The organism is Natronomonas sp. (assembly GCF_046710025.1).
Taxonomy (GTDB): domain Archaea; phylum Halobacteriota; class Halobacteria; order Halobacteriales; family Haloarculaceae; genus Natronomonas.
This window is the reverse complement of the sequence record NZ_JBKEGK010000014.1, coordinates 1-25,109: the sequence shown is the minus strand read 5'-3', so window position 1 is coordinate 25,109 and position 25,109 is coordinate 1. Positions and strand designations below refer to the sequence as shown.

The following is a 25,109-nucleotide window of genomic DNA, read 5'->3' as shown; positions in this document are numbered from 1 at the left end:
CGGACGGTTCCCTGGCGGTTCCGGTCTCGACGTCGGCAGATAGCGCCGACACGAGTCGGTCGGCCCGGCTCTCGTAGGCGCAACGCATTGCCGTTTCGGTCGTCACCTCGGCCGACCACGCCTTCGGCGGCCGACCCTGTTCGCTGTCGAGGGTGGACTCGACCACCAACCCGCGCTCGGCGAGCGTCGAAAGTGCGTCGATGACCGGCTGTCGCCCGAGTCCGGTCCCGACGCGGATCTCAAGCACCCTCGCGCGCGGGTCCTCGATCCGGTCGTCGGTGTCACGCCGGAGGAGGTACGTGAGCACCTGCGCCGGTTCGGCCCCGAGGCCGAGTCCGAGATCCGCCGCGAGACGCTCGTCGTCATCGTCCAACGTCCAGAACGCCTCGGTCCGCATCGCTACTTTGTTCCGCTCGAACGGATATAAAAGGCCCGCCCGCACCGAGGCGTTTGGCGTGCGATCGGGGTCCGTGTATAGAAGTTCGTAGGACGATTCTACAGGCGTGCCAACATACATGATAGTCGATGCAGAACGAAGGGCCATGGTCGAAAAACGACGGGTTGGCCTCGCCGTGTTGTTGGTCGTACTCCTCGCCGCGCTGCCGCTCGCCCCGGCGCTCGCCGGCGGCGTCGGTATCGACGGGCCGATCGGGAGCGTCGACGCACAGGAAGCAGGGGGCGGCGACGAGACCGGTGAAGCGGGCGAGGAAGACGAAGGCGGCATTGAGGGCGCAATCGAGAGCTTCATCGAGGCACAGGGCACCATCGGGGCGGTGATCGTGTTGATCGTCGGCGTCGTACTCCTGACGGCGTCTACGGAAAAACTCATCAGCTACCTCACGCGGGCCTCGCTCAACCTGAAGATGTCGCTGTTCGCGCTCGCGATCATCTTCACCGGCTTCGAGTTCGACGACACGATCCTCGCGCTCGTCCTCTCGTCCGGCGGACTGGAGGAGGCCGCGCTCGGATCGGCACTCGGGACGGGCCTGGCAATTATCGGTGTAACGCTCGCGCTCGCGGCGGTCGTCGAACCGTTCCCGGTCGACCTGCCGAAGGACTACATCGCCATTTTCGGCCTCGGACCACTCATCCTCGTTCCCTTTGTTCTGCTCGGGACGCTGACGGCTGTTCACGGGGTCGTCCTAACCCTGTTTTTTGTTTTCGCGTTCGGCTACTTTATTCTCCGAGAGCGCCAGCGCGACGTGCCGGTGTTCCGGGATTCGGAACTCGGAAAACAGCTCCGTTCGGACGGCGGGACTGCGACGCGTTCTGACACGCTCAAGGAGATCGCCGAGGAGCGGATCCTCGGCGACCTCGCGGACTCCGGGATCGTGTGGCTTTTGCTCTCGATCCTGGCACTCATCGGCATCGTCTTTTCGGCCATGCTCCTCGAGGGCGGATCCGAGGTCGTGATAGAAGGGTTCGGACTCTCCGGTACCGTCTTCGGGGCCACCGTACTCACTCTGATCCTCACCTTCGAGGACATCATGCTGACACTGGAGCCGGTCCGCCGGGGCTTCCCCGAGATCGGCGTCGGGAACGTCATCGGGAGCGTCCTGTTCTCGGTGACCGGCAACGTCGGCGTGATCATGTTCCTCAGCGACGTGAACATCTCGGATTCGGTCCTCACCTTCCACCTGCCGTTCATGATCGTCGTGACGGCGCTCGCCGCCTACTTCTTTTATCAGGGCCAGATCAAACGGTGGCATGGGGTCCTGCTCGGTAGCCTCTACATCGCCTACTGGGTGATCGCACTCGTTGTCTTTGGTGGTGTCCCACTCGGTGGATGAGTCCCGCGTTGAGTGGTCAATCCACCAATCGCACTGAGCGCTTCGCGAGGTCAGAAGATGGGTGTGCCAATCGTTCTATGACATCCTGATATTCCGGCTCCCGCTGGGTCGACCTCGCAGTTGTCGCCCTCGATGGCGTGCCGGTTCGTCGATAAGAGGGGTCCGAGCTATTCTTTGATGAACTGGTACGTCTCCTCGTCGTCGGAGTCGGCCGGTTCGATGTCGACGTAGCCATGCTCCGTGATCTCGTCGGGGAGCGCGCGCGTTGAACTGTACGCCGATGGAATCTCGAGCACCTGTCGGACGTCGATATCGAGTTCGTCCGTGGCCTGCTCAAGATCGTCCTGATCAAACGTGATGTCAGAGTCGGTGTCCGCGCCGGCCTCTACTTTGTTCTCGAACACGCGTACTAGTGTCGCGGGATACTTTCTCATACACAGGTGATCAGTCTTAACTAGATAATAAAGCTACTGCATGATATTTTCACACAAATAACGCCGTTCTCGAGAGTCATTCGATCCGGGACGATCCGGCATCGCCGTCCGCCTCGAAGCCGTCCTCGCGGTCACGGCGCTCGGCATCGACAGTCCCGATCGCCTCGTCGAAATGTGCCGCAGTAAGGTGAATCTCGTCCGTGTCCACCCCCTGGCCACCGACGAACTCCCGGACCGCGGTCATCGCCGCTTCTCGGCAGACAGCCTCGATGTCCGCGCCGACGTATCCCCCGGTTCTGGCCGCCAGTTCCCCGAGGTCAACGTCGCCGGCGAGCGGCCGGTCGTCGGTGTGGACGTCGAATATCTGCCGTCTGGCGTCGCCGTCGGGGATGCCGACGCGAATGTGTCTGTCGAAGCGACCGGGGCGAAGCAACGCGTCGTCGACGAGATCGGGGCGGTTCGTGGTCGCGATCACCACGACGTCCTCGAGTTCCTCGAGGCCGTCCATCTCGGTCAGAAACTGTGAAACGACGCGTTCGCTCACGCCCGAGTCGCCGCTGACGCCGCCGCGTTCGCCCGCGATAGCGTCGATCTCGTCGAAGAAAACGACGGTGGGGGCGTTGGTTTTGGCTTTCTCGAAGATCTCGCGTACGCCCTTCTCGGACTCTCCGACGTACTTATCGAGCAGTTCCGGCCCCTTCACCGAAATAAAGTTGCTCGCCGCCTCGTTGGCGACCACTTTCGCGAGGAGCGTCTTGCCCGTTCCGGGCGGGCCGTGTAGCAAGATTCCCTTCGCCGGGCTGAGGGAGACGCGCTCGAAGGCGTCGGGATGTTCGAGGGGCCACTGGACGGTCTCGCGGAGCCGGTCGATGGTTCCCTCGAGGCCGCCGACGTCGCCCCACGTCACGTCGGGGACTTCGACAAAGACCTCCCGAAGTGCCGAGGGGTCGACGCCAGCGATGGCGGCGTCGAAGTCGGTCGGCCCGACCCGAATCGATCCGATGGCCGCCGTGTCGAGAGCCTCATCGTCGGTCCCAAGCCCATTTCGCCGCAGGGCGTTGACCGCCGCCTCGTCGACGAGGCGCTCGAGGTCGGCTCCGACAAACCCGTGTGTGCGCTCGGCGATCCGTTCGAAGTCGATGTCGTCGGCGAGTGGCACCGCCCGCGTTAGGACCGGTAGGATCCGGCGGCGATCGTTCCGATCGGGGACGGGCACCGCGATCTCGCGGTCAAACCGGCCGCTCCGCCGGAGCGAGGGGTCCAGTCGCTCGGGGTCGGTCGTCGTCCCGACGACCACGACCCGCGAGCGGGGGTCGTGGTCGTCGAGGGCGGCAACGAGTCGGGCGATCCGGCGGCGGTCCAACTCGCCCGCCCGCTCGCCGGTCAGGGCATCGAGGTCGTCGAAAAGGAGGATCGACGGGGCGCGTTCTTCGGCCTCAGAAAGCGCGTTCTCGAAGGCGTTTTGCCCGTCGTCCGTGTCGGCGACTGCCTGCGAGCCGGATCGCTGTATCAACTCAAGATCGGCTTCCTCGGCGAGCGCCTGCACGAGCAGGGTCTTTCCGGTCCCAGGGGGACCGTGCAACAGCACGCCGCCCGGCGGCCGAACGTCGAGCGCATCGAAGGCTTCAGGGTCCGACAGCGGCGCCTCGACGGTCTCTTTGAGTTCTTCGACAACCGACTCCATCCCGCCCACATCATCGAATCCCGATACGGTCGCATCCCCGGCCAGCCGTGTGAAGGGTTTCTCGAACGATTCCCCCGAATACCGAACGGAGGTCCACTCCTCGATGGTGACAACGCCGTCGGGTTTGGTGTCGGCGACGTGGATACGTGCGCCGTGGTCGGAGGCGGCCGTGTAGCCCTTTGCAGGGTTGTCATCCTCGAGCGTCAGGGTCTGTCCGGCAACGATTGGTCGGTTCGTGACCGCGTCACTGATCTCGAAGGCGGCCGCCTCATCGATGTTCGGCGGCAACGAGAGCGTCACGCGTTTGGCCGGGGCGGGATCGACCGCCGTCACCGTTACCGCCTCGCCGCGCTCGGCATCGAGCGAGCGCCGTCGGACCGTCTGCGGGAGCCGGATCTCGTCGTCACTGGTCGTGGCGCTTGTCCCGGCCCGCACCCGAACGGCGGCGACCGATCCGTCGTTCTCGATTCGGACGACATCGCCGTCACCCACTCCGAGGGAGTCCATCGCATCCGCAGTGAGGACGGCGCGTTCGGTATCGTCCGACCGAAGGGCCGGCTTGACGAGCAGTTCCATCAGTGCATATCTCGGCGGGCCTGCCATATCAAATCGAGGGGTGGCAGATGAGCTACTCAATCAGTACCCGGGGGCGGTATGAAAATTTCACATCTTTGCCAGCGATTTGTTTAATAGTAACGTTTAATGCGTATGGAAAGCATTGTGAGCATGCTTCATGGTAGGTACGTACAAGCCACAGATCACCGACCGCGATCGGGAGATCCTCGCGACGGAGTTTGATGTCGAAACCCCGGAGTCCGATCCGGGGACTGCGCTCGACGAGTTGAGTGAAGCCGTGAGTGCGGGGGAAGATACGGAGTTCGCATCCATGGGGGCAGCCATCCGGGATGACCTGACCGGCTCCCTCGACGCGGACACCCTCGATTCCGCGCTGACCGACCTCGAGGCGGTTCTCGAGGACGCAGAATCGGTCCGGGAAACAGGTGTCCCGGAACGATATGGCCCGGGCGATGAGGGGGTAGAGGAACTGTACCGCGAACTGATCGCCCCCGTGTGGGATGCATATCACCATCTGGTCGACGTGGGGTTCTTCGAAAGCCTCGAGGAGAACCTTCCTGCGTTCACCGAATCACACATCGACCATACAGCGAGAGGCGTGCTCACTACGGACGTTCTGACGGACGACCTAGCCGAGCTCGGGTTCGACGATCACGAGCGAACCGCGCTGTTGCTCGACGTCATCACCAACAACACCCGGCTGTCACACTGGGTTCCAGTGGGGGAGATCCCCGAGGGCGTCGAGTTCGATGTCGACTACGTCCCGCCGCTGTATCATCGTGCTGTCGGTGGCGGGCTGTTGTGGATCAAAGCGCTCGATCGACACCTCAAACAGAAGGAAATCCTACTCACCGAGTCGATCATCGACGATGCGTTCTGGCGGACAAAGGCGCTCCTCGGCGGTATGCACGTGTTCCTGCGTGCCGCCCACGATGTCGCCGATGGCGACGGCGAGTTGACCGACGAACAGGTCGTCGCCGCGCTCAGTTCCGGAGCCGCCATCACCATCGTCAATCAGGAGGAACTGATGCAGGAGGCCTTCTGGATCCACGAGGAGAAACGCGCGCCATCGCCGGCGAGATAACCACGGACACAGATCTAATACACAACAATGGCAGTCGAAGAAGAAGACGAAGCGATTAAGGCAGCGAGCGAAACGATCGTCGAGGAGACGGACCTCGGGTATCAGGTGTTCAACGCGCCCGACGAATCTGTCCTCGATCAACACGACACGGACCGAATTCCACGACTCGACGTGACCCAGGAGATGCTCCTGGACAGCGAAGACCCCGAGAGCTGGTTGATGTTCGGAAACAACTACGAGGGGCACCGCTACACCACCGCCGACATCATCACGAAGGACAACGTCGACGAGTTGGAACTCGAATACGAGATGACAGTCGGGGCCAACTCCAGCATGGAGGGATCACCGATTGTCGTGCCCGGCGACCCGCCGATCATGTACCAAGCCAACGGGCCGAGCCACGTCAAGGCCATCGACGCCCGTGAAGGTGAGGTCCTCTGGAGTTACACGTATCCGGCGCCGGAGGACGCAGTGCTCTGTTGTGACGACAACAACCGCGGCGTCGCGGTGTACGAGGACAAGATCTACATGACCTCGCTCGACTCGGGCGTACAGGCGCTCGATCGCTACACCGGCGAGGAGCTGTGGTACACGTCGACGGAAGACTACAAGGAAGGGTACTCCTCGACGTGGGCGCCGATTATCTACGACGGGATGCTGTTCACCGGTTCGGCCGGCGGCGAGTACGGCGTCCGTGGCTTCCACTGTGCGCTCGATGCCGAGACCGGCGAGGAACTGTGGCGGCTGACGACCTGTCCCGAGGAGGAGTGGGTCGGCGAATCGTTCCAGCAGTCCGGTGGCACCAACTGGATGACACCGACGCTGGATACCGAGCGCGAACTGCTCTACTTCAACGTCGGAAACCCCAGCCCGGACTTCAACGGAACCGTCCGACCGGGACCGAACCGAAACACCTGCTCGACCATCGCCGTCGACATCCACACCGGCGAGATCCAGTGGTCCCATCAGGAGTCCGCCCACGACATCTGGGACTACGACGCGGGCATGATGCGGATGCTGCTTCGCGACATCGAGGTCCCCCACCGCGACTACGAGGGCGATGTCGTCTACAGCGCCGGGAAGACCTCTTGGTCGTACGTGATGGAACCCGAGACCGGCGATCTACTGGTTCGTGGCGAGCCGATTACCCAGCAGATCAACTTCTTGGAGATGGTGCCGCACGTCGACGAGGAACGGGAGTACGTGATGCTTCCCGGCCTACTCGGCGGGCAGGACTGGCAGCCGGCCTCGTACAACCCCGAGACCGGGCTGTGCTATCATAAGACGCTCAACACGCCGCACTCGGTGAAGTGGCGCAACGAGGAGTACAAGCCGGGCGAGAAGTTCTGGGGCGGCGTCGTCGACGTCGAACCCGACGAGGAAGACATCCCGGACGACTACAACGGCCACATCAGCGCCATCGCCGCCGTTGACCCGAGCACCGGACAGGTCGTCTGGCGCGACTGGATCGACAGCGACCGCTACCTGTGGGGCGGCACGCTGACGACGTCGACCGGGCTGCTCTTCGCCGGCACGCAGAACGGTGACCTGATCGCCTACGACGGTGAGAGCGGCGATCGCCTCTGGGAGTTCGACCTCTCGGATAAGGCCATCTCCGGCGATCCGATCTCCTGGTACGACTCCGAAACCGAAAAGCAGTACATCGCCATCCAGCTCGGCGGAAGCGGCTTCGTCGGACGCGGCCCGCGCGGGGACAAACTCGCCGTCTTCTCGTTGGCTGCCTGATCGACGCGACGCGAACCGGACAGTTTCGCCTTTTTTTGACGACACATATATGAGACGCCTTGACAAGATATACCCATGACAATGAAAGATATCAGCGCACTCGACGAACTCGAACGGGCGGTCCGCGAGGAGCCAACCGTCATCAACGCGGCCGAGGACCGCCTTCGCGAACAGCTCGAATCGGATCAGCCCGACGACCGAATGGACGCCGGCCGGGCGTTGCGGGCCGCAGCGGAGCACGACCCCGAACTTGTCGTCTCTCATGAGGAGACGTTCGTCGAGTTTCTCGCCAGCGACAACGGCTCGCTCAGGCTCTCCGGGGCCATCGGACTCGCGGAACTCTCCGGACTCGATCCCGAACGGCTCGAACACGCCGTGCCACAACTCGTCGACGCGCTCGAGGAGACCGTCGCGCCGTCGATCGAGGAGGCGATCGTTCGAACGCTCACGCGGGTCGGAATGGTCGATCCGGAGGCGGTGGTGGCGGCCGATCCGGTCGTCGCCGCCCGCTTACCTCAAGCGACGCTCCCTACACAGATCGCCATTCTCCGCTCGTTCGTCGGAACAGTCGCCAAGTGTCCCGAACTGTTCGACGCGACAACGGCGGCCTATGCGGAGGCGACGGAGGCGGATCGACAGATCATCTCCCGGTGTGCCGTTCGGGCGTTGGCGACGGTCGCGTCGGCGGACCCGAGCGCGGTCCCAAGCCGGCAACGGGTGCTCTCGCGCGCGGAGGAGCTTCGAGCGATCGCCGAGTCGGACCCCCGGCCCGGCACCGGACGCGAGATTCAGGCGGCCGCGCGAGCACTCACGTGGGCACTGGAGGGCGAGGGGCGGACGCGACCGCTAAACACCTGAGCCGCGAAACAGCTCCCCCATTTGTCGGTCCAAACCTACCGATTCAGCACCGTCTCGCGAACGTAGGGCGACATGACCGCATTGAAGACCACTTTTAGCTCGTCGCTTTCGGGGGTCGCTGTGCACGTCAACAGGAGGCCTCGTTCCTCGATTTCTTCGTCGGTCAACAGCAGGTTGATGTCCATATCGGCCTCTCCCTCGTAGAGATAGGCCGTACAGGTCGCACAAGAGCCGGCCCGACACGAGGAGGGCCACGCAAGCCCCTCGTCGGTCGCGGCCACGAGGATCGGCTCGTCGCGAGGAACCTCAAGCGATCCGTAGCGCTCCTCCGGAATGGAGGCGGCCGCAGCCTTCTCGAAGAGGTCGTCGTCTTCGAGGCCCCACTCGTGGCGAGCCACCGCCCGGTAGTCGAGGTACTCGACCCGTGAGGGCGGTCGGTCCTCCGAGGACGTCTCCGGTTCGACAGCGGGGAGATCAATCCCCATCTCAGTCCTCGGCCGGCGGCTCGCGGCCGCGGCCGGGGGCGTCGTTCGCGACGAGCGGGAAAGCGTTGAATATGATCTGGATTCGGTCGCTCTCCGGGTAGGCCGTACAGGTGAGCCGAACCCCGTCTTCGACCTGTTCGTCAGTCAGCGCGAGATTCATGTCCATCTCGACGTCGCCGCTTTTTACGATCGCGGCACAGACGTTGCAGGTACCGGATCGACACTGCGAGCCCCAACTGAGATCGTTCGCCTCCGCAGATCTGAGGATTGTTTCCTCCCTGTCGATCTCGACCCGGCCGTATCGGTCGTCGTCGAGGTTCGCACGCGCGGCCTTATCAAAGAGATTGTCGTCGTCGATGTCCCAACCGTGTTTGACGATGGACCGATAGCTGAGGTATTCCATCTCCGCCGGCGGGAGATCCTCGCCCTCGTCGTCGGAGTCGGTGTCGGCACCCGGACCCACGGCGGGGAGTTCAATTGACATGATATGCGATATGTACACACATGGTTATAATTTTTGTGCGATCGGCGCGAAAATTCGTAAGGTGTCATTCCCCGCCTGGACTCCGGTCATGAGTCGTTCCCGACCGCTCCCACGACGATCGTGTAGCCGTCGTCGCGCTCTCTGACGGTTTCGACGTCGAAGCCCGCCGTCGAGACTGCTGTCCGCCAGTACGTCGCCGGATCGGCGTCCTCGTCGTGGGGGTACGGTAACGCGAGCACACCGACGTGTCCGTCGGGCGCACAGACCCGATAGGCTTCCTCAAGCGCCCGATCGGCAGCGTCGGCCGGCAGATCGTGGAGGACCCGACACATCGTCACGATGTCGACGGTTCCGCCGTCGATCGGGAGCCGGGCGGCGTCGCCGCGGAGCGCCGCGGCGTTGAGGCCGGCGATCCGGGCGTTCCGCTCGGCCAGCTGGCCGCCGTTGCCGAGGATGATCCGGTCGTCGAAGGTGTCCAAGCCGATGACAGAACACGATGCCGGGACGGCGGGGGCGAGGCCGACGAGCGATCGCCCCGTCCCACAACCGATATCAAGCAGCCGGTCGGCACCGGATATCTGCAGTTCGGCTGCAAGCGCCTCGTACTTCTCGCGGTCAAGCACCCATGGCGGCGGCGAGGCGAGTGCCCTGACCGCACTACCAGCCGTTGAGACGCCCCACAGCGCCGCTATCGCGCCAAGCGCGCCCGCAAGCCGTCCTCGGCGGCGAGCAGCGAGAACGCCAGCGGCGATCGTGACTACACCGAGAACGATCCGTCGACCTCGCTCCCGCCAGTGGTACAGCCCAAAATAGTACGGCAAGTGGTCACGCCGGTCGCCGCGGGTCATTCGCCCGACAGGGGCTCGCCCCGTCGGGTTACCTTAGTCGCCGGGAGTCCGGCGCGGTCGGCGTGCTCGTGGACCGCCGCCTCGCTCTCGGCGCGATACCGGCAGAAGGTGCCCACGATCCCGCCGTCGTCGTCGGCCAGCACCTCGGATTCGACCCAACTGATTTCGGTGCCCTCCTCGCGGAGTTCTTCGAGCGCTTCGCCGGACGCGTCGGCGGCGGCGGCGAGTTCATCATCGGTGATCGGCTCCGGAAGTTCCCGGAGGATCAGGTATTCATCGGTTTCCGTCATAGTCCACCGTAGCGCACAATCTCAACACGTGTAAACGTTACCCACGGTTGTGGGCAAAACGGCTCGGCGAACCTCACCGCTCCGATTCCGTCCGGCCGATCCGCCCGGCGTACTCCCGTATCGGCGGCGCGTCGCGATCGACGTACTCGTTGGTCCAGACCGAGCCGGGATCGACTGGCCCGGACAGCAGGTTCGTCTCCGCGAGCATCCCGGCGAGTCGCTCCCACCGGTCGGCCTGGTGGACACCCCACCCGGCTTCGGCGACGTGGTCCGTGTACTGGAGACCCTCTGCCGCCGCGAGGAACTTTTGCGTCTCGATGTCGCGGCGGCGTTCGAGCGTGGCGTTGCGGGCCACTAGCGCGTCGATAGCGGTCTCTGGGTCGTTTGTCGCATCGATCCACCCGCGGGCGATCGCCCGCAGGAGCGACCGAACCGTCTCGGGATCCTCGGCCGCGAACTCGCGGTTGACGACGAGCATCATTCCGTAGACGCCAAGCGCCTCGCCGAGCGGCAACTCGTCGGCGATCCGGTCGTACTCGGCTTCGAGTTCGGCTCCGTTGGTGACGACACCGACGGCCGCGTCGACGCTTCCGTCGAGCACCTGATGTTCGACGCGGTGGTGGGTGTTCGGATCGACATCGAGGAGCTCAACCGAGTCGCGCACGCCGGCGGATTCAAGCGCTTGTGCGGCCAGGATGCGCGTCTTCGTCGCTGAGGGGGCGACCGTCCGCCCGGCGAGTTGGGACAGATCGGTCAGCGGTTCGCCGAACGTGTCGCGAAGGGTGTAGATCGCCGCCGGCGTCCGTTTCGTCAGCGCGGCCGCCGCGAGCGGGTCGAACCCCTCGCTGGCCTTCGCAAGGACCGCGCTTGCGCCCGCAAGCCCGACATCGCTTCGGCCACGGGCGGTCTGTTCGGCGGCGAACGGCGAGCCGTGACCCTCGACGAAGGCGATGTCGAGGCCCTCCTCCTCGTAGTAGCCCCGCTCTCTGGCGAGGAAATACGGGGCCTGAAATCCGTTCGGCTCCCAGTTGAGCTGGAACGTGACAGATTTCATAGCGGATCAACGGGACGGAAGGTACCCTCGGGGATCCGGTCGACGCCGAGCGCATCGGCCCCGGCGACCGACCGGAGGTGTTCGAACAGCTGTTCCATCCCGTCGATCGTCTCGTCGTTCCACCCGCGGACGACCATCGCGCGCCAGCCCTCTCGGACCGCGGCCACTATCTCGGGATCGTCGTAGCTCATCAGCTTCTCGCCGATCTCGTCCCAGAGAGCGTCCTCCGCGATGAGCCGATCAACGACGTCCCCGTAGGCGGCCGCGAACCGGCGGGCGGTGTCGGTGTGCGCATCGAGGAACGAATCACTCGTGAGAAACGTCGATACCGGGACCCGGTTGTCGGTCTCGGCGAGCCGCTGAACGATGTCCGAGACGGGAAACACCTCCTCGTAGGGGCCCCGTTCGGTGATCTCGGGGACGATCGGCCAAAACTGCAACACGGCGTCGACCTCGCCGTCGTGAAGCATCTCGGTCAGCCCGACCTTCGAGCCGGCTTCGACCGGCGTTGCCGTCTCGTCGGGGTCGAACCCGTGGTACTGCCGGCAGGCGGCTCTAACGAGGATCCAGTTCTTATCGAGGCGTCGAACGACGCCGATCCGGTGGTCCGAGAGGTCGGCGAGACCCTCGATAGCTGTATCCTCCGGCGCGACGAGGCCGCCGACGGTCCGGCCGTAGGGGTGAAACGCGACGATGTTCGCCCCTTCGGCGCGCTCGCGGGCGGTCGAGATGTAGTCGATGTCGATCAGGTCGGCCTCGCCGTCTTGGAGTCGGGCCTCGACGGTTTCCATCCCGCCCTCGAGTTCGTCAGAGACCAACTGGACGTCGAGGTGAAAACCGTGTTCGTGATCGAGCCCGAGGCGCTTCATCGTGTACAGCATATAGCGCGGGCTCCCGTTGTGTTCGAAGCGCGCGCGCATCACCGGCCTATCGCCAGGGTCGTCGTGGTGGGCGTCCAGCGCCCGCTGTTGGCGCCCGACGTTCATCGTCCCACCGGAGCGACGATGGCGTCGATGTCGGCGTCGGCGTCGATAAGCTGGCGGCGCTTCATCCACGACAACTGCTCGTCGAGTTCGTCGTGTTCGGCCAGTTCCGGAGGTTCGTACCGCGGCACCTCGATCCGCGACAGCAACTCGTCGTAGTCGACGTCCTCGAAGAGTTCCGGGGCGATCTCGGCGTCGGCCTCAAGCATCCCGAGGTACGCCTCGCGGTAGGCGTCGGGATCGGCGTTAATCGCCTCGGCGGCGCGGGCGTATCCCTCGATAAACCGATCAAGGACGTCCCGGTCGATGGCGTCGGCTCCAACGATGCCCATGTGGTTCTCGAACTCGAGTACCGGTCGGTAGCCGAGCTCCTCGGCAAGCGTGCTCTGTGGCTCCAGAAGCGAGACTGCCTCTACCTCGCCGTTTTCGAGCGCTCGGAGCCGGTCGGTCGGCATCCCGTGGTGCTCGATCTCGACGTCCTCCGGCGAGAGGTGCTCCTCTAGAGCCCTGATCGCGGTGTACTCTTGACCGGTTCGCTTGTTGATGCCGACCGGCACGTCCGCGAGGTCAGACGGCTCCGTGATGTCGCTGTCGGGCTGGACGTAGACGGTGTAAGGCTGATCGGCGAAGGTTCCCTTCGCGACGATGCGACCGTCGTCCATTCGCCAGGTCCGTTTAATACTCTCCCACTTGCAGATCGGGTAGACATCGACATCGTGGTCGTCCGTCAGCGACTCCTCGGCGGGAATGTACTTCCAGTCAACGTTCTCGCGGTCGCGTTCGGTCAGTTCGACGTCCAAGCCGGCCTGTTCGAAGTAGCCCTCCTCGACGGCCACCTTCTGTGGCAACATGAAGGAGTAGGGCAGGTGAAACAGTTGTACAGTGTCACACATACTCGCTCTATTTCGGTATCTTCACATAGTTACTTAAAACTATTGAGGTAACCTTTAAGTAACAAAGCTGCGCAAGGGAATATCATGCAGCAAGTGAGCGAAGCGGGCCGCGAGTACGAGGAGGCATCCCCTGACGTTTATCTCGCCGACCTCGCCGCCGGGGAGAAATCAAGTATGAAGCACTGGCGGATCGAACCCGGGGCGACACTTCCGATTCACCGCCACGACAACGAACAGATCGGCTTTCTCATCTCTGGCGAACTCACCGCAATTCTCGAAGACGAGGAAATAGAGCTGTCACCCGGAGACTCATACGCCTTCGAGAGCGGCGAACTCCACGGCGCAGAAAACCGCGGCGACGAACCGGCGGTCGGGATCGGCGTGCTATCGCCGCCGCGTTCCTCGCCCAACTGGGCGCAGTCGACGGCGACGACCGACGACGCCGGCACGGTTACGTCGGTCGGGTCGGACGACTGACTGGCGCAGCCAACTGGACTATCCGGACCGCTCCGGAGAATCGGCCGTCGGAACAGTGCCGTCGTCGCTCCACCCACGGCGTTCGTAGTACGCTGACAGTTCGGACGCAAGCCCCGGGAGTTCGTACGGGAGCGTGTCGTCGGCGCGGTCGAACCCTCGCTCGTTGTTGAACCGCCGTTCGAGATCCACGATCCGTGCCCCTACCGCCTGGAGTTCCTCGACGGTACTGTCGAGCAGCGCCGCCAACCGCGCTTCGGTAAGAAATCCCCGCGAGAACTTGCAGGCGATCGCCGAGTCGAGGACGGCGTTTTTGTTTTCCCGCTCGACGAGGAGGTCGGCCTTGCCGGCGACGCCGTCGCGGTCGATCGCGCGCTCGCGGTCGACGAGTGGGTACTCGTGGACGTACATTGATCCATAGAGGTGGTCTGCGCCACGGTTCGAGGTCGCGAAGGCGAGCGCCTGCCCGTTGAGCGTCCGGCCGTCGTGTGCGGCGAACTCCATGCCCTTCGCGGTCCAATCCTTGACCCCCAACCGGTCGTGGATCCGGTGGATACCCTCCGCGAGCGTGTCGCCGATCCCCTCGCGGTAGGCGATTCGCTCTACGAGGTCGGCGAGTAACTCGGCGTCGCCGAGTGCGTCCTCGCTTGCGAGGTACGCCGAGACGACATCGCCACAGGAGATCGTGTCCAATCCGAGTTCGTCACAGCGCTCGTTAGCTTTCATTACCGCGGCGAGGTCGTCAACGCCGGCGTTGGAGCCGAACGCCATCACCGTCTCGAACTCCGGGCCCTCTGTTTCGAGGCCGGCGTCGTTGCGGGTCGGCAGTTTGCACGCGAACGCACACGACGAGCAGGTTCCCTTCTTGTACTTTTTTTCCTCGATCGCGTCGCCGCCGATCGCCGACGCGCCCTCGAAGGACGATTCGGAAAAGTACCGCGTCGGCAACGCCTCGATCTCGTTGGCGAACTCCGTCAGCCCGGCGGTCCCCTGTCGTTTCATCATGTGGTCGCTCTCGGCGGCCTCGCGGTGAACCTCGTCGGCGACCGAGGGAAACTCGATCCGGTGAGGCGAGTCACCGGCGAAGGTGAGACACTTCACGTTCTTCGACCCGAGGACGGCACCGAGGCCACCGCGACCGAACGCCCGCGTCCCGGAGGTCATCATTGAGGCGAACCGAACCTCGTGGTCGCCCGCAGGGCCGATACAGACGACTGCGTCCGCTCCGACTCCTCGTGCCTCGCCGACGTGCGCAACGACGGTCGACACCGTTGCCTCCGCCAGTTCGGGAACGGGGTCGAACGCGACGCCGTCGTCGGTGACGTGCACCCAAAGCGGCGTGTCGCTCCGACCGACTAACTCGAAAGCCGCATATCCCGTGTCGGCGATGTTCCGAGAGACGAACCCGCCGGCGTTCGACGACAGCAGCCCTTCGGTCAACGGCGACAGCGCTGTTGCCGATGTTCGCCCCGTAAAGCTCGTCGTCGAGGCCTGCATCGGCCCGATGGCGACGTACAGCCGGTTTTCGGGTCCCAGCGGATCGGCGTCGAACGGGATCCGATCGAACGCGAGTTTGGTCCCGACGCCGCGGCCCCCGAGGAACTCCGCGAGGATGTCATCGATGTCGGACTCCTCGCTTTGGCGCGTCCCAACGTCAAGCGTGAGCAGCGGCCCGAGAGCGTGTCGCATATACACACGATCCGGCCGGCCGGATATAACGTTTGTTCGCCCCCGAAGAGATATGAGCCGATGCGCCCAGAGGAGAGGTATGGATGCCGTCGATCACATCAACGTAGACGTGGATGACTTGGAGGCGTGTTACCCGTTCTACCGGGATCAGTTGGACCTGGACCTGCTGCGGCCACCCTCGGACTTTCAGGGTGAGCACGCGATGTTCGACGTCGGTGGGACCGTGTTGACGCTTGCGGAAACCGGACGCGCCGACGGCTGGCACGGGCGTATCGACCATCCCCTCGACAAGGCGCATATCGCCTTCGAGACCGGTCGGGACGACTACGAGCAGTTCCTCAAGCAACTCGACGGACAGTTTCCGAAGCAAGGGCCCTACGATTGGGACGAGTTCGAGGGGTTCTATTTTCTCGATCCAGACGGGAACCTCCTCGAGGTGATCACGTACGACCCGGTTCCGGCGGGCGTCGATCGGACGCTCTTGACCCACGACGACATCTGAAGCCGGTCACCGTCGGGCGATACAAACGGCTACGGCGAGGAGTCGCCGCTGCCGTCAGCAGTGATGACACCCTTGTCGTGGGGGTCCTCTTGGGCGTTCTGGAGGTAGTTCCTGCCCTCCTCGGACTGCCAGAGGAGTTCGTCAAAGATGGAGGCCTGGCTGTGGAACTTGTGGACGGTCGGGAGTTTCGTGTTGTCGAACTGGGCGATGAGACCGCCGTGCTTTTTGAAGAAGTGATGGATCCACCGCTCTGCCTCCCGGTCGGTGTTGAACTGCATGAGTAGCTGCCAGTGATAGTAGCTGTCGGCGTTGAAGAACATGACCACGTGGGGATCCTCCATGAGTTCCCAGTAGCATTCTTCCCACTGCTGTTCGAAGTTCGGGTAGTGGAAGGCGACCCGGAATAGGTGGGTGTTGAAGATGTCCTCGTTCGGGAGGATGACCTCGCGGAACGCGTCTTGATCGGCCATTTCGTGCAGCAGTTCGTTGACGCGGTTGTGCGACAACTCGATTCCGTACTCCTCCTCGAGAATATCCCTTATTTCGCGGACGGGGGCCGTCGGGTTGTCAATACGGGTTTTTAACAGAACGAGATCCCGTGGCGAGAGATCCGCATCGAAATCGTCGGTCCTACGATTCATTTCGGGGCTTATAGATGATATATTGAGTTGTTACATAAGTCTTCGCGTCGAGACGCGCCAATCTACGATTTCGGACCGCCGGTTTGAATTGCATACGGTTTCATACCGGGGCGAAGCAAGGGTATGATTTCCAGAAAGTGGGTTTTGAAGACATTCTATGGAAAATTGTGGTGTAGAGACGGCCGCGGTTACGATCGCTCGAGATTGAAGTTTATTGTCTTCGTCCGGGTGTATGCCTCCAGCGTCTCCCGGGCGGTTTCGCGACCCATGCCTGACTGTTTGTATCCACCGAAGGGCTGGCCGGCGGGGAAGGTGTTGTACTGGTTCACCCAGATGTTCCCGGCCTCCATGTCTCGCGCCGCGCGGTGAGCGTCCTCGAGATCCTCGGTGACGATACCTGCTGCGAGGCCAAAATCGATGTCGTTTGCGCGGTCAATCATGTCGTCGTACTCAGACCACTCGAAGAGCACTTCGACGGGCCCGAAGATCTCCTCTTGGACGACACGGCTCTCGTGTGGGACGCTCTCAATGACGGTCGGTTCGACGAAGTACCCTGCCTCAAGCCGCCGATCCGTCGCCGGTCCGCCGGTGAGGACCTCCGCGCCGGCGTCCTCGGCTAACGAGATGTAGTGCTCGGTCCGGTTTCGTTGGGTATGGGTGATCTCCGGCCCGAGATCCGTCGACTCCGAGAGCGGGTCGCCGATCGTGAGTGATTCGGCCGCCGCCACGAACGCCGAGGTGAACCGGTCGTAAACGTCCTCGTGGACAAACAGCCGCGTTCCGGCACAACAACACTCCCCGCAGTTGAAGAACATCGCCTCGGTCGCAACGTCCACCGCGGTCCCGATATCGGCGTCCGGGAACACCACGATCGGGCTCTTCCCGCCGAGTTCCAGCGTGAGATCGGTGATGTTGTCGGCGGCGTCCTTCATGACTCCCTTACCAGTCTCGACCGCCCCGGTGAAAGCGACCTTCCCGATCCGGTCGTGTTGGACAAGTGCGCGCCCGGCCTCGGGACCGTACCCCATTATTACATTTACTGTCCCATCGGGGAGTAGATCACCGGCCAAGTGAAGCAACTCCACGACCGAAAGCGGCGTCTCCTCGGCCGGCTTGAGAACGATTGCGTTGCCGGCGGCCAGCGCCGGGGCGAGTTTCCACGTCGCCATGAGTAACGGAAAGTTCCAAGGGATAATCCCGGCGACGACGCCGTAGGGCTCCCGAAGCGTCTCGACGTGTTGGCCGTCGCCACCCGGTACCGTCTTCCCCTCAAGAGACCGGAGCACGCCCGAAAAGTACCGGAAGTGGTCGGCGACCAACTCGACGTCAGTCCTGGCCTCGGTGATCGGCTTGCCGTTGTCCAATACGTCGATCCGGGCGAGGCGCTCAGCGTTCGCCTCAATGCGGTCGGCGATCCGTCCCAGCGTCCGCTGTCGCTCGCTCGGGTCGTACTCACCCCACGACTCGAACCCCCGCCAGGCGGCGGTGACTGCCCGTTCGACATCGGCTGCGTTGGCCGCCGGCGCTGACGCCAACGGCGTGTCTGTCGTCGGGTTGACGATCTCAAGTCGCTTTTCAGAGTCGCTTTCTATCCACTCACCGTCTATATATAATCGAAGCTCCTCGTCTCGGATCAACTCGTCGGCAGCCCGGCGGTGTCGGTCCCGAACCGCCGCCATGTCATCCGATATCCGGAGTGGTTCGTCCATTCGGTTCATTAACCGTGATATTTGTGTATATAAATATCTTTTCACGAGCACCAAACCGGTCATGTCGGCAGTCCCCGGACGACCGACCGACGTGGTGCCGGATTGGTATCGAACCTCGCATTCACCCCCTGAAACTGATTACGAAATACGGTTTAATGGCATTAGGTATTACAATCTACGTTTGTGACCCCGAACGTAACCGCAAACAGTTTCACATCAAGGGTAACGCCTAACATCTAGCAGACCATATACAATCATGTACGATAACATGACAGACTTAGGCGGATTCCACGACCACATCGCTCGCGTCGATCTTTCCGACGAGAATGTCGATTACGAGAGCATCGATCAAGAGGACGCGGAAAAGTACATCGGGGCCCGCGGCCTCGGCGTCAAGTACGTCTTCGATCAGGGGCCGGAGGTCGAGCCCCTCGAGCCGGAGAACCTCCTAGCGTTCATGAACGGGCCCCTCACCGGGACCCAGGTAACCATGAGCGGCCGGATCGCAGTCTGCACCAAATCGCCGCTGACCGGAACCGTCACCGATTCCCACCACGGCGGCTGGTCCGGCGCTCGGCTCAAGTGGGCCGGCTTCGACGGCCTGCTGTTCGAAGGGAAAGCCGACAAACCGGTGTACGCCGTCGTCGAGGACGGCGAAGTCGAACTCCGGGACGCCTCCCACCTGTGGGGCCACGGCTTCCACGACACCCGAGACGCCATCGAAGAGGAGGTCGAGGGCTCCTTCGGCAAGAACCTCTCCGTGATGGGCATCGGCGAGGCCGGCGAGAACGAGGTGCGGTACGCCGCCATCATGAACGAGGACGACCGCGCCTCGGGCCGGGGCGGTACCGGCTGCGTGATGGGATCGAAAAATCTCAAGGCCGTCGTCGTCAAGGCGAGGACTGACATGCAGAAGCCAGCCGACTCCGAGACGTTCCGGGAGGGCCACAAGCAGGCCATGGAGCTCATTCAGGAGTCCGAGGTGACCGCCCCCAACGAGGGCGGCCTCTCGATGTACGGGACGAACGTCCTGATGAACGCCACCGAGGAGATGTCGGGACTGCCGACCAACAACGGCAAGTATACGTCGACCGGCGACGCCCGCGACGGTGGGTTCCGCGACAAGGAGAGTTTCGACGCCGAGGCGGTCTCCGGGGAAAACGTCCGCGAGAACATCCTCGTCGACGAGCCGACGTGTCACTCCTGTCCGGTCGCCTGCAAGAAGGAAGTCGAGGTCGACGTGATGCACAAAGGCGAGGAGATGAACGTCCGCACCGAGTCCTTCGAGTACGAGTCGGCGTGGGCGCTCGGCCCCAACGCCGGACACACCGACCGCGACGAGATCGCGCTCATGCTCCAGCGGTGTAACGACCACGGTCTGGACACCATCGAGGCCGGCAACATGCTTGCGATGGGCATGGAGATGACCGAGGCGGGCAAGTTCGACGACCTTGACGAAGGCATCGACTGGGGTGACTCCGAGGAGATGGTCGAGATGCTCTCGAAGATTGCGACCCGCGAGACGGAACTCGCGGACCTGCTGGCCGAGGGGGCGCGCCGCGTCGCCGACCGCATGGACGCCCACGATAACAAGCTCTCGGTGAAGGGCCAGACGATCGCGGCCTACGATCCCCGCTGCATGAAGGGGATGGGCATCGCCTTCGCGACCTCGAACCGCGGAGCGTGTCACCTGCGTGGTTACACGCCGGCTGCCGAGATTCTCGGCATCCCGGAGAAGGTCGATCCCGTCGAGTGGGAGGGCAAAGGCGAGTTGACGGCAACCTTCCAGAACCTCCACGCCATCTCCGACAGCTTCGACATCTGCAAGTTCAACGCCTTCGCGGAGGGCATCGAGGAGTACGTCCTCCAATACAACGGCATGACCGGCCGTGACGTCACTGAGGAGGACCTGATGGAGGCGGGCGAGCGTATCTACGCGCTCGAGCGCTACTACAACAACCTCTGCGGATTCGATGGCGCTGACGACGACCTGCCGAACCGGTTCGTCGAGGGCGACAACGCGATGCCCGGTCAAGGCGGCGTCGAGGGAAGCCTCGTCGAACTCGAGAAGATGAAAGACGAGTATTACGAGGTTCGCGGCTGGGTCGACGGCGTCATTCCGGACGAGAAGCTGGACGAGCTCGACATCGACGTCGGGCCGGGAACGGGCATCTCCACGGGCGATTCGACCGCCCCTGCGGACGACTGACCGATCGGCCCCGCCTCCGGGACGCGCCCGGCGGCATCGTCAAAACAACGTTCTTTTTATAACTCAGAGCTGAGTAACTGGGAGAAACAACGTCGGCGTGTTGCTGCGTGTCACCAGCAAATCAAGCGCAAGCGGCGTGATTTCCTCCACAAACTCTCGAACTATTACGCTCGGGAGTACGATCTCGTGGCCGTTGAAGACCTTGACGTGAAAGGGATGCTGGAATCGCCGCGCAACAGTCGCAACACGGCGTCAGCGGCGTGGGGCACCTTCACCGACCTACTTGAATACAAGTGCAAACGCGAAGGCGCGCACTTCGTGGATGTTGACCCTGACGGCACCACCAAAGGGTGTGCTCGGTGTGGCGTCGAAACTGACAAACCGATCTGGGTGCGTGAACACTCCTGTCCGGCCTGTGGGTTCGAGGCGGACAGAGACGCAAACGCAGCGTGGAACGTTCTTTCTCGCGGACTCTCCAAACTAGGAGTGGGACACTCCGAATTGCCGCCTGTGGAGACTGCGCTCGCTGTGGATACTGCGGTTGTATCTGCAAAGCGCGTCGTGGAAGCAGGAACTTCCTTCCGCAAGGAGCGAAGCCCCTGCCTCAAGGAGCTGCCAGCGGCGGCGAGTGAACTACCCCACCCTACTCGCTCACGGCTGAGGCCGTTCGCTTCTTGAGGGTGGGGCTTCCTGTTTCGACGACGTGACGTGCAGACACCTCTCGAAAGTCATCGGCGTCCGTAGCGGTCACAGTCTCCACAGGCGTTGATTCGGGCCATCCCAGCCCTAATTCCTCAAACCCTCTCTGCAAGACATTCATCGCTGCATTCGCATCTCTGCCCGTCTCAAATCCACACGACGGACACGAGTGTTCCCGAACCCAGATAGGCTTCGCCGTCTCCACGCCACACCGAGCACACTCTTTCGTCGTCCCCGCAGCTTCTACTTGAACGACGTGACAGCCGTACAGGTCGGCTTTGTATTCGAGCAGCGTGATGAACTGTCGCCACGCCGCGTCCTGCTTGTTTCGGGCGTTCCCGTCGCCCTGAAGCATCCCCGTCACGTTCAAGTCCTCAACGAACACGGCATCGTACCCTGTGACGAGCCACGTCGTGATCTTGTGCTGGTAGTCCAGCACCGTCCGCTTGATGTGGCGCTTGACTTTCGCTACCGCTCGGCGTTGCTTCTCGTAGTTGTTCGACCCTTCATCCTTCCGCGAGAGTTTGCGTTGTTCGCGCCGAAGACGCTCGTACTCGACTTCCAGCTCGAGCCAATCTACGGCAATCCCGTCAGAGGTGTGGATGTAGTTCAGGATTCCGAGGTCGATCCCGACGCTGTTGCTCGCGTCCAGCGAGTCCACGTCAGGTTTCTCGGGCAATTCAGCCTCGTCTGTTTCGAGACCGAAGGAGACGAACCACTCGCCGGTTGTCTCCTCTTTGATCGTGACTTCTTTGATGTCAGCTTCGGCGGGGAGCTCGCGGTGATAGCGTATCTTCAGGTCGCCGATCTTGGAGAGTTCTACCGTTGCACGCCGGCCACTCGTGTTTTTGAGTTCGAAACCGGACTGCGAAAACGTCATACTCCGGAACTCTCGGGGTGACTTCCAGTTGAGTTTCCCGACCGTGTTCCCGTTGTCTTTCTGGGCTTTCAGGTTCGAGAGATTCTGGTAGAACCGGGTGACGGTCCGTTGCAGAGCCTTGGAGTTGACTTCCGAGAACACAGGGAACTCGTCTTTCCAGTCGGGGAGTCGGTAGTGGTGTTTGTACGCGGAGCCGATGTTGTCGGCATCCACGTTCTCGTATTCGTACAGTGTGTAGTTGTACGCTTGGCGATGAATGTCGATATGGCGTTTCAGTTCAGCCGCTACCGTTTGTGTCGGAAAGGCGTGGTAGCGGTGAGTGTACTCCATCGCTGTCTCTTGATTAGGGATATGTCTATGTAATTGTTTGTACTGGCGTGCGGCGATTCATCCCCTCCCTACTCGCTCCCGGTGGTCGCTCGTTGAGGAAGGAGCATTCTCGCCTCAATTCTGGTACAACTATCACTTCGAGAGTTGAAGCTACACTAAGTTATGTTGCGCCGGATATCCACAATGGATATTGGGCGAGCTTTCCGGTGGCTACTTCTCCCAGAAATGTAATCCAATGAACACGACAAAGGCGAGTAGTATCAATTCCAATTGCGGATGCGCCCCCATGTCGCGGTATATCCGGACAAGCCGAATCCAGGGCGCGATATCGTCACCAGCGGCCCGGGGAATCGCGTATATCGGGTAGAGGACAAAGCGCACGTCGGCACTCCCGCCGACGGCGGGGCCGTACAGGTCTCCGAGCAGGTGACTCAGATAGCCACTCGTGAACGCAACCGGTGCCACGCGTCGAAGCCGATATTGCCAGGAGGTGTCGGGCCAGCGAGTTTGCAGCGCCGTTGCACCCCACCAGACGACGCCACTCACCAGGACGAATGTGAACACGGAGTGGGCGAGCGACCGCCCGTACGTCAACACGCCGAGATACGCCAGCGGTTTATCCACTAGATCCGGAAACTGGCTCCCGATCGCGAGCGGCACGAGCGCGAGATATCGCGGACGGCGATAGGTGCGAGACAGCACGTGGCCCGAGTACAGGAGGTACGCGAGGGCGGCGTGGCCAAGCGGCAACACAGTTTCGCCGAACGGACGCCACGGATGAAAAACACGCGCTTCGATCGTCTCACGGCGACGGCTGCCTCCGAGGATGTCTCTGCAGCCCTCAAGCTAGTACCCCGAACACACCTGTTCGATCCCGTCCTCGAAGGAAATGGCCGGCTCCCACCCGGTCGCTTCGTGCAGCTTCGAGAAATCCGCACACGTGTCGTGGACGTACACTGACTCCGGAATCGGGTTTTCGACGTACTCCGGATCGATGTCCGTGCCGAGTTCATTATTGAGCATCTCCACAACCGTATTGAACGAGTACGACACACCGGTCCCAACGTTGTAGATACCCTCTAATTCATGCTCGGCTGCCTGGACCGCCCCCGAGACCACATCCGAGACGTGCGTGAAATCCCGTGTCTGTGTGCCGTCGCCGTACAGGACCGGCGCCTCCCCGTTGGCGATGTCGTCGGCGAATTGGGCGATTACGTTCGCGTACTCGCCTTTGTGTTCTTCTGCCCCGCCGTACCCCTGATACACGGAAAAGAACCGCAAGCCAGCCAGCGACAGCCCGTAGTGGTTGCCGAAGTACTCCGCATACCGTTCGCGAGCCAACTTCGACGCTTCATAGCCCGTATTGACCGTCACGGCCATGTCCTCTGGGGAGGGGTTCGTCCGATCACCGTAGATCGATGACGTCGAGGCGTAGACGACGGTGTCACAGCCGTCCTGGCGGGCCTGCTCGACGACGTTGACGAATCCCTCAACGTTCACCCGGGCGCCGTGCCGTGGGTCCTCCTCGTGCATCGCATACGAGGACAGCGCCGCAAGATGAAACACCACGTCGACATCCGTCGGCAGGTCCTCGGCGAGCACCGATTGGTCATGAAATTCGATCGCGTCATCGAGATTGTCGGGCGTCCCCAAATAACAGTCGTCGACGACGAGCACGTCGTTGTCGGCGGCGAGTCGGTTTGCGATATTTGACCCGATGAACCCCGCCCCACCGGTGACGAGTACACGCTTGTTCTCCATACTCGCGATGTCGAGTATCGGACCCAAAAAGATTCGTACCTTCATCGACAGGTCGAGGTCCTCCCGCGGCTAAAGACCTGTCTCTTACCCACAAATCGAGCTGCTGGAATGAGCATAACTAGTCAATAAATCTATCTGAAACTGCGGGTATTCGGTATTTTAGCCCGTTGAGCGGCGGCTTTGTCGATACTGGTTCTGCCCCTTCACCAACCCCCACCGACGAGATCATTGTTCAAATCGATGCTCAACTCGCTCCGTTCGATTCCAGAGTGGGTGCTACAGCGTCTGAACCGCTCGTCTGGAACAGCACGAACTTATGAGTAAGAGACAGGGCTAAAGACGCGGGACTCCGCAAAGCGGAGTTCACGGTTGCGCGTCTCTTCGGGAGCGAAGTACGCTTTCGCGTCCTCCATTCGACGCTGCCCGCCCAACTATGACCGAGGGCGTGGGCTGCAGCGCGTACAGCCCTATGTGAGATATCACTCGATGTGTGGTGTGGCCCTGTATTGACACCGCAATTTGTGCTGAATCCCGTCGGGCCCTCGTTTGATTCATGAAAGCATTTACCGCAACCGCATGATTCTGTACAGTATGGATGCAATCGTTCTCGCCGGTGGGTACGCCACGCGGCTGTGGCCGATCACGCGAAACCGGCCCAAAATGCTGTTGCCGATCGGCGACCACACCGTCATCGGCACGATCTTTGACGCCCTTGAGGCCGAATCCCGAATCGACGACGTGTACGTCTCGACGAACGACGCGTTCGCCGAGGAGTTCGAAACGTATCTCGGAGCGGCCCCCTACGAGAAACCCCAACTCTCCGTCGAGGACACCACCGAAGAAGCCGAAAAGTTCGGCGTCGTCGGCGCACTTGCCCAACTCGTCGACCGCGAGAACCTCACCGAGGACACCCTCGTCATCGCCGGCGACAATCTGATGTCCTTCGACATCAGCGACTTTCTGGACACCTTCGAGGCGAATGACGGCCCGACGATCGCCGCCTACG

The 25,109-nt window shown here is 62.4% G+C and carries 23 protein-coding genes and 2 pseudogenes; 9 read left to right on the top strand and 16 right to left on the bottom strand.

What is annotated here, in order from left to right:
* Positions 1-397, bottom strand: a pseudogene (locus ACI944_RS02130) (myristoyl transferase); the annotation flags it as partial.
* Between the two features lie 145 nt (positions 398-542).
* Here ACI944_RS02130 and ACI944_RS02125 point away from each other — a divergent pair.
* A complete protein-coding gene (locus ACI944_RS02125; protein WP_411717423.1) occupies positions 543-1,790 on the top strand; it encodes a sodium:calcium antiporter in 1,248 nt (415 codons plus the stop codon).
* 167 nt (positions 1,791-1,957) lie between these two features.
* On the opposite strand, the gene ACI944_RS02120 is transcribed toward ACI944_RS02125, so the two are convergent.
* Both ACI944_RS02120 and ACI944_RS02115 read right to left on the bottom strand, forming a co-directional pair.
* Positions 1,958-2,224: a hypothetical protein gene (locus ACI944_RS02120; RefSeq protein ID WP_411717422.1), complete on the bottom strand. Its 267-nt coding sequence runs from the start codon at positions 2,222-2,224 to the stop codon at positions 1,958-1,960.
* Between the two features lie 76 nt (positions 2,225-2,300).
* Positions 2,301-4,484: an AAA family ATPase gene (locus ACI944_RS02115; protein WP_411717421.1), complete on the bottom strand. Its 2,184-nt coding sequence runs from the start codon at positions 4,482-4,484 to the stop codon at positions 2,301-2,303.
* A 157-nt stretch (positions 4,485-4,641) separates the two neighbouring features.
* On the opposite strand from ACI944_RS02115, the gene ACI944_RS02110 reads away from it, so the two are divergent.
* The 3 genes from ACI944_RS02110 to ACI944_RS02100 all read left to right on the top strand — a co-directional run bounded on the left by ACI944_RS02110 (position 4,642) and on the right by ACI944_RS02100 (position 8,172).
* A complete protein-coding gene (locus ACI944_RS02110; RefSeq protein ID WP_411717420.1) occupies positions 4,642-5,568 on the top strand; it encodes a hypothetical protein in 927 nt (308 codons plus the stop codon).
* A gap of 27 nt (positions 5,569-5,595) precedes the next feature.
* Positions 5,596-7,314 carry a pyrroloquinoline quinone-dependent dehydrogenase gene (locus ACI944_RS02105; RefSeq protein ID WP_411717419.1) on the top strand — a complete coding sequence of 573 codons (1,719 nt, stop codon included), beginning with the start codon at positions 5,596-5,598 and terminating at the stop codon, positions 7,312-7,314.
* Positions 7,315-7,389: 75 nt separating this feature from the next.
* Entirely contained in the window at positions 7,390-8,172 is a 783-nt protein-coding gene (locus tag ACI944_RS02100) for a hypothetical protein (RefSeq protein WP_411717418.1), read from the top strand.
* Between the two features lie 35 nt (positions 8,173-8,207).
* Here the strand turns inward: ACI944_RS02100 and fer are convergent, their stop codons facing one another.
* The 7 genes from fer to ACI944_RS02065 all read right to left on the bottom strand — a co-directional run bounded on the left by fer (position 8,208) and on the right by ACI944_RS02065 (position 13,209).
* On the bottom strand, positions 8,208-8,657 hold the full coding sequence (gene fer, locus ACI944_RS02095; RefSeq protein WP_411717417.1) for a ferredoxin Fer: 450 nt from the start codon (positions 8,655-8,657) through the stop codon (positions 8,208-8,210).
* Position 8,658: 1 nt separating this feature from the next.
* Complete coding sequence (locus ACI944_RS02090; RefSeq protein WP_411717416.1) at positions 8,659-9,141, bottom strand: 2Fe-2S iron-sulfur cluster-binding protein; 483 nt, start codon at positions 9,139-9,141, stop codon at positions 8,659-8,661.
* An 86-nt stretch (positions 9,142-9,227) separates the two neighbouring features.
* Entirely contained in the window at positions 9,228-9,989 is a 762-nt protein-coding gene (locus ACI944_RS02085; RefSeq protein ID WP_411717415.1) for a class I SAM-dependent methyltransferase, read from the bottom strand.
* The gene (locus ACI944_RS02080) at positions 9,986-10,279 is read right to left on the bottom strand and encodes a DUF4242 domain-containing protein (RefSeq protein ID WP_411717414.1); all 294 of its coding nucleotides are present in this window, start codon (positions 10,277-10,279) and stop codon (positions 9,986-9,988) included. Before ACI944_RS02080 ends, ACI944_RS02085 begins: the two co-directional genes overlap by 4 nt.
* A 73-nt stretch (positions 10,280-10,352) precedes the next feature.
* Positions 10,353-11,333: an ABC transporter substrate-binding protein gene (locus ACI944_RS02075; RefSeq protein WP_411717413.1), complete on the bottom strand. Its 981-nt coding sequence runs from the start codon at positions 11,331-11,333 to the stop codon at positions 10,353-10,355.
* Positions 11,330-12,319, bottom strand: coding sequence for an ABC transporter substrate-binding protein (locus ACI944_RS02070; protein ID WP_411717412.1), 990 nt, complete (start codon positions 12,317-12,319; stop codon positions 11,330-11,332). Before ACI944_RS02070 ends, ACI944_RS02075 begins: the two co-directional genes overlap by 4 nt.
* Entirely contained in the window at positions 12,316-13,209 is an 894-nt protein-coding gene (locus ACI944_RS02065; RefSeq protein WP_411717411.1) for an ABC transporter substrate-binding protein, read from the bottom strand. The genes ACI944_RS02070 and ACI944_RS02065 overlap by 4 nt, the downstream gene beginning before the upstream one ends.
* A gap of 84 nt (positions 13,210-13,293) precedes the next feature.
* On the opposite strand from ACI944_RS02065, the gene ACI944_RS02060 reads away from it, so the two are divergent.
* Positions 13,294-13,686, top strand: a complete 393-nt coding sequence (locus tag ACI944_RS02060; protein WP_411717410.1) for a cupin domain-containing protein — start codon at positions 13,294-13,296, stop codon at positions 13,684-13,686.
* Between the two features lie 18 nt (positions 13,687-13,704).
* Here ACI944_RS02060 and ACI944_RS02055 read toward each other — a convergent pair whose 3' ends face one another.
* Complete coding sequence (locus ACI944_RS02055; RefSeq protein ID WP_411717409.1) at positions 13,705-15,372, bottom strand: aldehyde ferredoxin oxidoreductase family protein; 1,668 nt, start codon at positions 15,370-15,372, stop codon at positions 13,705-13,707.
* A 79-nt stretch (positions 15,373-15,451) separates the two neighbouring features.
* Here ACI944_RS02055 and ACI944_RS02050 point away from each other — a divergent pair, with 79 nt between their 5' ends.
* Complete coding sequence (locus tag ACI944_RS02050; RefSeq protein WP_411717408.1) at positions 15,452-15,874, top strand: VOC family protein; 423 nt, start codon at positions 15,452-15,454, stop codon at positions 15,872-15,874.
* Positions 15,875-15,903: 29 nt separating this feature from the next.
* On the opposite strand, the gene ACI944_RS02045 is transcribed toward ACI944_RS02050, so the two are convergent.
* Together ACI944_RS02045 and ACI944_RS02040 are read right to left on the bottom strand one after the other, a co-directional pair.
* Positions 15,904-16,515, bottom strand: a complete 612-nt coding sequence (locus ACI944_RS02045) for a helix-turn-helix domain-containing protein (RefSeq protein WP_411717407.1) — start codon at positions 16,513-16,515, stop codon at positions 15,904-15,906.
* 188 nt (positions 16,516-16,703) lie between these two features.
* Entirely contained in the window at positions 16,704-18,233 is a 1,530-nt protein-coding gene (locus ACI944_RS02040; protein WP_411717406.1) for an aldehyde dehydrogenase family protein, read from the bottom strand.
* A 259-nt stretch (positions 18,234-18,492) separates the two neighbouring features.
* Between ACI944_RS02040 and ACI944_RS02035 the strand changes: the two genes are divergently transcribed.
* Both ACI944_RS02035 and ACI944_RS02030 read left to right on the top strand, forming a co-directional pair.
* The gene (locus ACI944_RS02035) at positions 18,493-20,433 is read left to right on the top strand and encodes an aldehyde ferredoxin oxidoreductase family protein (RefSeq protein WP_411717405.1); all 1,941 of its coding nucleotides are present in this window, start codon (positions 18,493-18,495) and stop codon (positions 20,431-20,433) included.
* Between the two features lie 15 nt (positions 20,434-20,448).
* Positions 20,449-21,111: pseudogene (locus ACI944_RS02030) on the top strand (RNA-guided endonuclease InsQ/TnpB family protein); the annotation flags it as partial.
* On the opposite strand, the gene ACI944_RS02025 reads toward ACI944_RS02030, so the two are convergent.
* The 3 genes from ACI944_RS02025 to ACI944_RS02015 form a co-directional block, all read right to left on the bottom strand.
* Positions 21,077-22,342 (bottom strand): RNA-guided endonuclease InsQ/TnpB family protein, encoded by a 1,266-nt coding sequence (locus tag ACI944_RS02025; protein ID WP_411717404.1) that lies wholly within the window; start codon positions 22,340-22,342, stop codon positions 21,077-21,079. The pseudogene ACI944_RS02030 and the gene ACI944_RS02025 overlap by 35 nt on opposite strands.
* 210 nt (positions 22,343-22,552) lie before the next feature.
* The gene (locus ACI944_RS02020; protein WP_411717403.1) at positions 22,553-23,095 is read right to left on the bottom strand and encodes a metal-dependent hydrolase; all 543 of its coding nucleotides are present in this window, start codon (positions 23,093-23,095) and stop codon (positions 22,553-22,555) included.
* Between the two features lie 93 nt (positions 23,096-23,188).
* Complete coding sequence (locus ACI944_RS02015) at positions 23,189-24,103, bottom strand: NAD-dependent epimerase/dehydratase family protein (protein WP_411717424.1); 915 nt, start codon at positions 24,101-24,103, stop codon at positions 23,189-23,191.
* Positions 24,104-24,694: 591 nt separating this feature from the next.
* Between ACI944_RS02015 and ACI944_RS02010 the strand changes: the two genes are divergently transcribed.
* A partial coding sequence (locus ACI944_RS02010) for an NDP-sugar synthase (protein ID WP_411717402.1) occupies positions 24,695-25,109 on the top strand: 415 nt, incomplete at its 3' end.